The organism is Paraburkholderia sp. GAS32 (genome assembly GCF_050434225.1).
GTDB lineage: Bacteria > Pseudomonadota > Gammaproteobacteria > Burkholderiales > Burkholderiaceae > Paraburkholderia > Paraburkholderia madseniana.
The window spans coordinates 173563-181936 of sequence record NZ_JBNPVS010000014.1; the positions used below are offsets into that span (position 1 = coordinate 173563).

General features: G+C 60.0%; 8 protein-coding genes and 1 pseudogene. 7 read left to right on the forward strand and 2 right to left on the reverse strand.

All coding sequences use genetic code 11. The features are described 5' to 3' along the window. Positions 1-107: 107 nt before the first annotated feature. Together P3T25_RS19175 and P3T25_RS19180 are read right to left on the reverse strand one after the other, a co-directional pair. A pseudogene (locus P3T25_RS19175) lies at positions 108-847 on the reverse strand (acetoacetate decarboxylase). Positions 848-886: 39 nt separating this feature from the next. Beyond that, on the reverse strand, positions 887-2035 hold the full coding sequence (locus tag P3T25_RS19180) for a patatin-like phospholipase family protein (RefSeq protein ID WP_429358705.1): 1149 nt from the start codon (positions 2033-2035) through the stop codon (positions 887-889). Between the two features lie 1175 nt (positions 2036-3210). Here P3T25_RS19180 and P3T25_RS19185 point away from each other — a divergent pair. The 7 genes from P3T25_RS19185 to P3T25_RS19215 form a co-directional block, all read left to right on the forward strand. After that, entirely contained in the window at positions 3211-4431 is a 1221-nt protein-coding gene (locus P3T25_RS19185) for a PAS domain-containing sensor histidine kinase (RefSeq protein ID WP_429358713.1), read from the forward strand. After that, positions 4428-5063, forward strand: coding sequence for a response regulator transcription factor (locus P3T25_RS19190; protein ID WP_429358706.1), 636 nt, complete (start codon positions 4428-4430; stop codon positions 5061-5063). Before P3T25_RS19185 ends, P3T25_RS19190 begins: the two co-directional genes overlap by 4 nt. Positions 5064-5223: 160 nt before the next feature. Beyond that, on the forward strand, positions 5224-5610 hold the full coding sequence (locus tag P3T25_RS19195; RefSeq protein WP_429358707.1) for a response regulator transcription factor: 387 nt from the start codon (positions 5224-5226) through the stop codon (positions 5608-5610). 148 nt (positions 5611-5758) lie between these two features. Beyond that, a complete protein-coding gene (locus tag P3T25_RS19200) occupies positions 5759-6316 on the forward strand; it encodes a YSC84-related protein (RefSeq protein WP_429358708.1) in 558 nt (185 codons plus the stop codon). 202 nt (positions 6317-6518) lie between these two features. Continuing rightward, positions 6519-6992: a YMGG-like glycine zipper-containing protein gene (locus P3T25_RS19205; protein ID WP_429358709.1), complete on the forward strand. Its 474-nt coding sequence runs from the start codon at positions 6519-6521 to the stop codon at positions 6990-6992. Positions 6993-7019: 27 nt separating this feature from the next. Beyond that, positions 7020-8228 carry an efflux RND transporter periplasmic adaptor subunit gene (locus tag P3T25_RS19210; protein ID WP_429358710.1) on the forward strand — a complete coding sequence of 403 codons (1209 nt, stop codon included), beginning with the start codon at positions 7020-7022 and terminating at the stop codon, positions 8226-8228. Between the two features lie 12 nt (positions 8229-8240). Beyond that, positions 8241-8374 (forward strand): efflux RND transporter permease subunit (locus tag P3T25_RS19215; protein WP_429358714.1); only part of this gene is annotated, 134 nt, incomplete at its 3' end.

Here is an 8374-nt window from a genome sequence, read left to right on the forward strand (position 1 = left end):
TGCTAGCTGTTTGCGCGCGCGGTGCTACTGTGGTTTTCCTCGCGCGCAGCTAATCCAGTCGATAACAGGCCGCCGACAGTTCGTAGGCTTTTCAGCGATCTAGCCCTTCATTCAGCGAGATAGTCGTGCACGACAGTGCCAAGACCAAGCGTGAGGTCTGACAGGATGTGCACGCCGGATATCACTTCAAGGACAGGCAGCGACGCGACCGGCGCGAGTGCGTGATTGAACAGTTCGAGTGCGGCAGGACCTTCCCACGCTCCCTTCACTGAGATGTCCTCGCAGAAATGGCGCACCAGTTCGCAGATGCGCGGCGAGCCATCCACGTGCGGAATGATCTTGAGCAGAAAATTGGGCGCGGACAGCGACGCGAGGATCTGGTCGTGCGGTACCGCGCGATGCTTGTAACCCATCGTCGCAAGGGCGATCGGAACCGGCCCATATCTCAGGATGCCGCCGATGGTGTCCTTGTCGATCCGCAACTCAGGTGACGCAAGCTTCTTTGGAAACCCCCAGATTTCGCGGCCGCCGGCGATCGGCGGTTCGTCGTCGAGAAACATGGCGTGGACATAGCCGCCCCGCTGGCCCTGAAAACTGACCGGGATGGGCTGACCGCTTTCAGTGTAGTCACCAAAGCCCGTTGAATCGGGTATCCGGATGAATTCGAATTTTACGAGCGGGTCGGTCATTTCGAGGGGGCAGGAATGACTTCGGCCAGGGCGTCAGGATCGGTCCGGTAGGTGATGATCAGGAACTCCCGATCGACAAATCGATAAGGACCGGGCGGATACGCCGGGCTGGTGAGCGGCATGGCAAATGCGCGCTTCTTTACGTCGGCTTCGGTCAGGTTGCACGCTCCTTATGTCGGCTGCGATAGCCCGACGTGTTACGCGTTCAGGTCGTAGATGCGCACGCCATTACCCAGATCGGTGGCTTGACGCCATTGAGGGTTGGCGATCGACTTTTGGGCATCGCTGTATCCGAAGTCCCACAGCTCCATCACGGTCGCGCGTGAGAACTCGTAATCCTTGAAGTTCGACGAGCGCGTGTTGTGCCGGTTGATGAAATGGACAAGGGCGACGGCGCCTCGAGTGCTGATGGCGCCAAGTTTCTGGACGTCGGGGTCCGTTTTGAGCGTGGGTGGCAGCTTGTCGAGCAGGCGGTGCAGCGAGTTGCGAAGGTCTTCGATTTCGCTGACACGGGCCGTATTGAAACGTGTCTTGCTCGAGTACTGGATGTCCTTGGTGCGTTCCTGCACTTCTCTGAGGGTTTTGGGCAGTTCACCGGCGCTGCTGAATACGTCGACTTGCAAGATCAACGCGCTCATTCTGTAGTCCTCGTCCAGAACGTACCAAAGTGGCGAGTTGCACGCGATACCGCCGTCCCAATACCATTCTCCATCTATCTGAACAGCGGGAAAACCCGGGGGCAGTGCACCGCTTGCCATTACATGCTTGGGACCGATCCGTGTCTTGCTATTGTCAAAATAGACCGAGTTACCGGTGCGCACGTTGACCGCGCCTAGCGAAAGGCGCACCACTTTCCGGTTGATCAGCTCAAAATCGACCAGTTCTTCAAGTGATGCCCTGAGCGGGCCCGTGTCATAAAGGCTTAACGCCTCGAAGTCTCCCTCGTGCGAAATAAAAGGCGCTGGAATCCGCGGTGAAAAGAAACCCGGCACGCCAAATGCAACCGAGGACGCCGCACTCATGAAATTGAATAGTGGGCGCATCGGATCGAGCGAGAGTGGCGGCACAAATGGGGCGTGTGCCGATACGCGTTCCCAGAACTGCCGCAATCGCTTTGCACGCTGCTCAGGCAGATTACCTGCAATTAGCGCGGCATTGATCGCGCCAATCGACACGCCGGCGATCCAGTCGGGCGCGACGCCTGCTTCGGCGAGCCCGGCATAGACACCGGCCTGGTAGGCCCCCAGGGCGCCGCCGCCTTGCAGCACCATGACGGTATGGTCGAATTTGCCCCAGCTTGTGGTCGCGCTTGAGGGTTCAGCCTGGTCCTGGTGTGCCTTTGCCATGACGACCCCGCAAGTGGAGGGATGTTTGCGCACAACGGTATGGCGTCGCTCATACCGAAGCGCGAAGGTGCCCCACATGGCGGCGGGCGGGGCCAGCCTCGTTCCGTGCCCCGCGCGGTCGTATGCCACTCGCCGCAAGCGACTGTTGATTTTCACAGACTTGTCGCGACTGTCGCGGTTTCGCCGTGCAGAGACCACGCCGGAGCGATTTATATTCGTGGGTTTATTTTATTTAGGTATTGCTTAACGATCTCTTAAGAATTTCTTAAGCATCATTTGAAACGGAACAATCCTTGCAACGAGCCGGCATTGGCACGGCACAGGGTTTGTCCGAACTCACCACCTCGTTATTCAAACTATATGCTTTGCGACGCGTGGACAATTGGACCTTGGTCCAATGCAACAGCTATCCAGTACCGAGACACCGAGTTGAAAGGCAGAAGAATATACGTGCACGTTATTTACTATTTTCTCACTGCGTACTAGGATTAATTTGCCGTTCGGTCCTATCCGGTCGCGGAAATTGTTACTGGGATTTCCATCTGCCTGGCGGTGTCCACGCCCAGCCGTGCCATCGGCCACGCCAGCAAGTCGCCGGACGAGCAACGCACAACAAAGGTGACGACTCGAAAGCTTGCCCATGACGCAGGCTTGGAGCGCGCACTGACGAGCGAATCACGATTCTGAGTTTCCGGCTGGCTTCGTAACATCTGGCGGCGGTAACCAGCCTCCGGGTCAAGAGGCTTTGCCTCTTATAGAAATCCAGAGCGAGTTCTTGTCAGCCCATCTCGCGGTGCCGACCTTTGAGAGGCAGTTCGGCCATGAGCATCGTCATGCCAGTCATTGTCGTGCTGGAAACAGCAGCCATTCTGTGGTTGCTGACGATGCTGGCGCGACGCCAGCGGGCGGCGGCATCGATCGCTAGTCATAATCCGCCACGCCTGTCAGCGCATTACGCTGCCCGCGCCATGCTTGGTCTGCGTGTGATGCGGGCACGCTTATCGAGGATGGCCAGGAGAGCCAGTCCTCTCGACTCGTTTGCGAAAGCAGGTTCGTCAGGAGAGACATGCGAGACTCGCGCGGAGAACCTTCGCGTCGCGGAAGCTTCCCACGTGCCGGAAGCGGGTCAGCGTGGGACTCGCGCCGGGCATCCATTTGCAGAGCGACTCCGCACCATGGCCTCCGCGAGAGTCGTTCACCGGGAGCCTTCCGAGAGTGACGGACGATCGGTGAGCCTGGCGGGTTCACACGCCGGCGCGGTCGAGCGAGGGAGCGGTGAGCGTTACTTTCGCGAGGCACTGGCGCTATTGCCGTTTGCGATTCTGATGCTGGGCGAGCATGGCCTCATGGTGATCGTCAACCCGCAAACTGCGAAGCTGTTTGGATACGAATCCGACGAAATCATCGGGAAATCTGTCGAGCTACTGGTGCCTGACCTGCACTTTGACAGCAATGCCCGCTCGTGGGCAGATCTTTCCGCGTTACAGCAATCTCGTGGCTTGGCGCCTTCGCACGAACTGTCTGCGCGGCGCAAGGACGGCACGGAGTTTCCCGTGGAAATCGGGCTTAGTGCATTTCGCTTCGACGACGACAACGTAACGCTCGCATTCATCATCGACCGGACGGATCGCTATGAGTTACACCGCAACCGCCAGGACCTCGCGCATCTGACGCGGGTGTCCACCATGGGTCAGTTGGCCTCATCGCTAGCCCACGAACTGAACCAGCCGCTTACCGCAATCCTGAGTAACGTGCAGGCCGCGCGGCGGTTTATGGCTACTGAGCCGATCGATCTGGGTGAGGTTCGGGAGATCCTGAATGACATCGTTCAGGATGACTACCGCGCAAGCGAAGTGATCCGGCGCATTCGCGCAGTCGTCAAGAAAGGCGATCTGGAGGTCGCGCCACTCCACCTCGCGGGCGTGATCCGTGACGTGGTCCTTCTGGTGCACAGCGACGCGATTGTGCGCGGAATGCGCGTAACACTCGATATCGACGGCGATCTGCCGCCGGTGCGCGGCGACAAGGTGCAGCTGCAGCAGGTCATCCTCAATCTCCTGCTCAACGCATTCGATGCGATGAGCAATGTATCGCCGCTTGATCGCGTGGTCTCGGTGACGCTCCGGTCCGGGAACAATGGCATGGTCTGTATCGCCGTTCGCGATCGGGGCCATGGACTGACTTCCGACAAGCTCGACAAGATTTTCAAGCCATTCTTTACATCAAAACCCCAGGGGCTCGGTCTGGGATTGTCAATTAGCCGCTCCATCATCGACATGCACCGTGGGCGACTCTGGGCCGAAAACAACATCGATCGAGGCGCGACGTTCTACGTCGCTCTGCCCGCAGAGGATATGACTGCGACGGGGCACGGCGAGTCGCGAAACTGGCTATGACCGATTCTGATTCGCTGGTGTTCGTCGTCGACGACGACGATTCTGTGCGCCGTGCGCTGGCGCGTCTGATCCAGTCCGCCGGCTATCGGGTAGAGACATTCGGTTCGGCACGCGCATTTCTCGACAGGATGCGCGCCGATGCCTGTCCAGCGTGCCTGGTACTGGATGTTCAATTGCCAGATCTCAGTGGTCTGGAACCGCAGCGCGAGCTCAATGCGGTGCTGCCGATCATTTTCATCACCGGGTACGGGGATATCCCCATGACCGTAGGAGCCATGAAGGCGGGAGCAACCGATTTCCTGCCAAAACCGGTGCGTGATACCGATCTGCTGCATGCGATCGGACAGGCGTTCGAGCGCCTGGCGCAAACGTACGCGGTCCACCGCGAACTGGACGCAATCCGTGTGCGTCTCGGACGGCTGACACCTCGCGAGCGGGAAGTGATGGCGCTCGTGGTGACCGGACGTCTGAACAAGCAGGTCGCCGGCGATCTGGGCACGGTCGAAAAAACGATCAAGGCTCATCGCGCGCGCGTGATGGCGAAGATGGAAGTCACGTCGCTGGCCGAGCTTGTCCGCGTCGCAGACAAGGTCGGTCTCGGTGGCGCTGCCGAAACACGCGCATCGCGCTAGGCAGCGGCAATCTGGCACGAACGGCAGTCCGTGCTGGCGCGCTTTTCGCTCTTGGTTTCCACCCGGGACCAAGGTCCAATATCGGCAAACCTGTCTGCCTCGTACGCTGTCGTATGGGGGGTGCACTTGCGCGTGCTTCCCGGATACCGGGCTACTCACAATGGGAAAACTCAAACCATTCGTTGTCGTCGTCGATGACGATGAGTCGGTGAGCCGAGCGATCAGGAGACTGTTGCGCTCAATCGGAATCGCCGCCGAAACGTTCGCAAGCGGCGACGCGTTTCTCGATGTCCTGTCGTCCTTGCCCTCGTATCGCCCTGACTGCGTGATTCTCGATGTGCAGATGCCGGGGTTGAACGGGCTGGAAGTCCAGCGACGCCTGTCCGGCAGCGGCATACCTGTCATTTTCATCACCGCCCACGACGACATTGGCGTGCGCGAGCAGGCACTCGCGGCCGGCGCGGTCGCCTATTTGCGCAAACCGTTCAACGACGAACTGTTTGTCAGGACGGTACGCGCTGCTTTGGAAGGCGGACAGGTGCCCTAATCGGGGCATGTGGGCGCCGACCCGGTATTGGACCAAAGGCCAATTGTTTTAACGGGACGCAAACACCACTATTCACGTTGCCCGCGAAGAATTTGAGGCGGAAACGCATTTCACACCGTGGTGTCAATTTCAGAATGGAGCACGCATCATGATCAAGTACCTTCGGCTAATTCTCGCGGTCCCCCTCCTTCTGTTCGCCGTGGCGTGTTCGACGAACCCGACTGTTGCCAATGGTGGGGACCCCGAGATGGACGCGCAAGCACGTGAGGCACTGCAGCAACTATTCGACAGCACTCCGAAGGCGAAGGATCTCCAATACCAGGCGAAAGCCGTCGTCGTGTTTCCGAGCATCGTCAAGGCTGGGTTGTTAGTCGGTGCGCAAGGTGGAAAGGGCGTGATGTTTAGTCCGGACGGCAGGATCCTCGGATACTACAGAGTGCGCGGGCTCTCATACGGGATGCAGGCAGGCGCACAAACCTTTTCGGAGGCGATGTTTCTCATGACCGACTCGGCAATCACTGAGCTCACGAGTGGCACCGGAATGTCCGTTGGTGTGGGGCCGAGCGTCGTGGTGGTGGATGCAGGGATGGCGAAGTCGATGACAACTACGACATTGAAATCAGATGTCTATGCGTTCATTTTTGGCCAGCAGGGTTTGATGGCCGGTCTGGGTGTTCAGGGGCAGAGAATTGTTAAGTTTGAATAGTGAAGTGCGCAATATCCCCGTGCGGTCACGGCCACCGATGCTTTAGCGCGAATCACCTCGGTAATGCACGCCGCGCCGGACGCGCGATCGGGAGACCTACTCGGCAGAGCCGGGAAATCGCTCGCGCGTTGCGCGGACATTGACCGCCGGTAGCCAGTAGCCAGTAAGCAGGTCGACCATAGAAGATTGAGGGCCTCAAGCCATGCAACGAACGCAGCGGGTCGCAGTTGGTCTGGTGGTATGGGTGCTGACGTTTGCCGCCGCCGCGCAGCAGCCGATCATCTATCCAGCCAAGGGGCAGAGCGCGCAAAAGCAAAACACGGACACCGCCGAATGCCAGTTGTGGGCGAAGCAGACGACCGGCGTGGATCCGGTCGCGATTGCACAGCAATCTGGTCAGCCGGGCGCGGCACCCAAGCAAGGTGGAGCGGTCAAGGGCGCGGCGGGTGGTGCCGCCGTGGGTGCGGCAGTGGGCGCCATCGCGGGCAATGCAGGGAAGGGCGCGGCAATCGGTGCGGTCACCGGAACAGCGGCCGGCGGCGTGCGCCAGCGCCGTGCCAACCAGGCCGAGGCTGCGCAGCAGCAAGCGAGTCAGCAACAGACGTCGCAGCAGATGGCGACCTTCAACCGGGCAGTGGCTGCTTGCATGACCGGCCGCGGCTACACGGTTCAGTAGACATCGATCGGGACGGGGGAGACAGCCATGAGCAGAAACCGTCTAGGTCTTGCGATTGCCGGGCTCGCCGCGCTTGCGCTGTGCGCCGCCTGTCACAAAGCCGCTACGCTGCCCACCGCCGGAGCGATCGAGGTCACCGTGATGCCGGTGGTGCAGAGCGACACCCCCGTCGATTTCGAATACACCGCGCAAACGCAGAGTTCCCGCGAAGTCGAGATTCGCGCGCGGGTGGACGGCTTTCTCGACAAGCGGCTCTATACCGAAGGGCAATTGGTTCACGCCGGACAGACCCTCTTCCAGATGGACGCAAAGCCTTTTGACGCGGCGTTGCAAACCGCCAGAGGCCAGCTCGCCCAGCAGCAGGCGCGTCTAACCGTCGCGAAGGCGAATCTCGCGCGCGTGATTCCGCTCGCCGCACAAAATGCGTTGAGCCAGAAGGATCTCGACGACGCGACCGGCAATGAAAAGCAGGCGCAAGCTGCGGTGATCGCAGCACAAGGACAGGTGCAAACCGCCCAGTTGAATCTCGGCTACACGACCATCAAGTCGCCGCTGACCGGTTTGTCCAGCTTCGCGAGGCAACAGGACGGCAGCTTTGTCACCGCCTCGGCCTCTGGATTGTTGACCTATGTCTATCAACTCGATCCGATGTGGGTCAACTTCAGCATTTCGGAAAATGAGTTGCTGAAGTTCCGCGAAGAGGTCACGGCAGGCCGTTTGCGGTTTCCAGCCAATGACGACTTTGAAGTCACGTTGATCATGGCGGACGGCACCCAGTTTCCTAACCACGGGCATATCAGTTTCACCAATCCCGCTTTCAGCACCGAGACCGGCACGTTCCTCGTACGGGCGTCGTTCGCGAATGAGAAAGGCCAGTTGCGTCCCGGTCAGTTCGTGCGGGCGCGCGTGTCCGGCGCTTCCCGGCCCAAGGCGATCCTCGTGCCGCAACGCGCGGTTTTGCAGGGGGCGAAAAGCCACTTCGTGTGGGTGGTCGACAACGACTCCAAGGCGCATCAACGTGTCGTGGAAGTGGGCGAATGGCATGGCGACGACTGGTTCATCACCGAGGGGTTGCAACCGGGCGAGCGGGTGGTGGTAGACGGCGCGATTCGCGTGGCCGCCGACGTGCCGCTGAAAATCGTCGCAGCGCCAGCCGCGCATGCGGCGGTCAACGTGCCGGGAGGCGGGGGGAGCAGTTCGACGGGACATCCGTCCGATACGACCGCCACGCAGTAGGGGACACGCGTCATGAACATCTCCCGTTACTGCATCGACCGCCCGATTTTCGCGTCGGTGATTTCGATTGTCATCACGCTCGGCGGCGCGGTGGCGATGTTCAACTTGCCGATCGCGCAGTATCCGGATGTCACCCCACCGCAGAT

Coding starts and splice junctions, on each gene's coding strand:
- P3T25_RS19180 (WP_429358705.1), bottom strand. CDS start 2,035: ATGGCAAAGGCACACCAGGACCAGGCTGAACCCTCAAGCGCGACCACA.
- P3T25_RS19185 (WP_429358713.1), top strand. CDS start 3,211: ATGGCCTCCGCGAGAGTCGTTCACCGGGAGCCTTCCGAGAGTGACGGA.
- P3T25_RS19190 (WP_429358706.1), top strand. CDS start 4,428: ATGACCGATTCTGATTCGCTGGTGTTCGTCGTCGACGACGACGATTCT.
- P3T25_RS19195 (WP_429358707.1), top strand. CDS start 5,224: ATGGGAAAACTCAAACCATTCGTTGTCGTCGTCGATGACGATGAGTCG.
- P3T25_RS19200 (WP_429358708.1), top strand. CDS start 5,759: ATGATCAAGTACCTTCGGCTAATTCTCGCGGTCCCCCTCCTTCTGTTC.
- P3T25_RS19205 (WP_429358709.1), top strand. CDS start 6,519: ATGCAACGAACGCAGCGGGTCGCAGTTGGTCTGGTGGTATGGGTGCTG.
- P3T25_RS19210 (WP_429358710.1), top strand. CDS start 7,020: ATGAGCAGAAACCGTCTAGGTCTTGCGATTGCCGGGCTCGCCGCGCTT.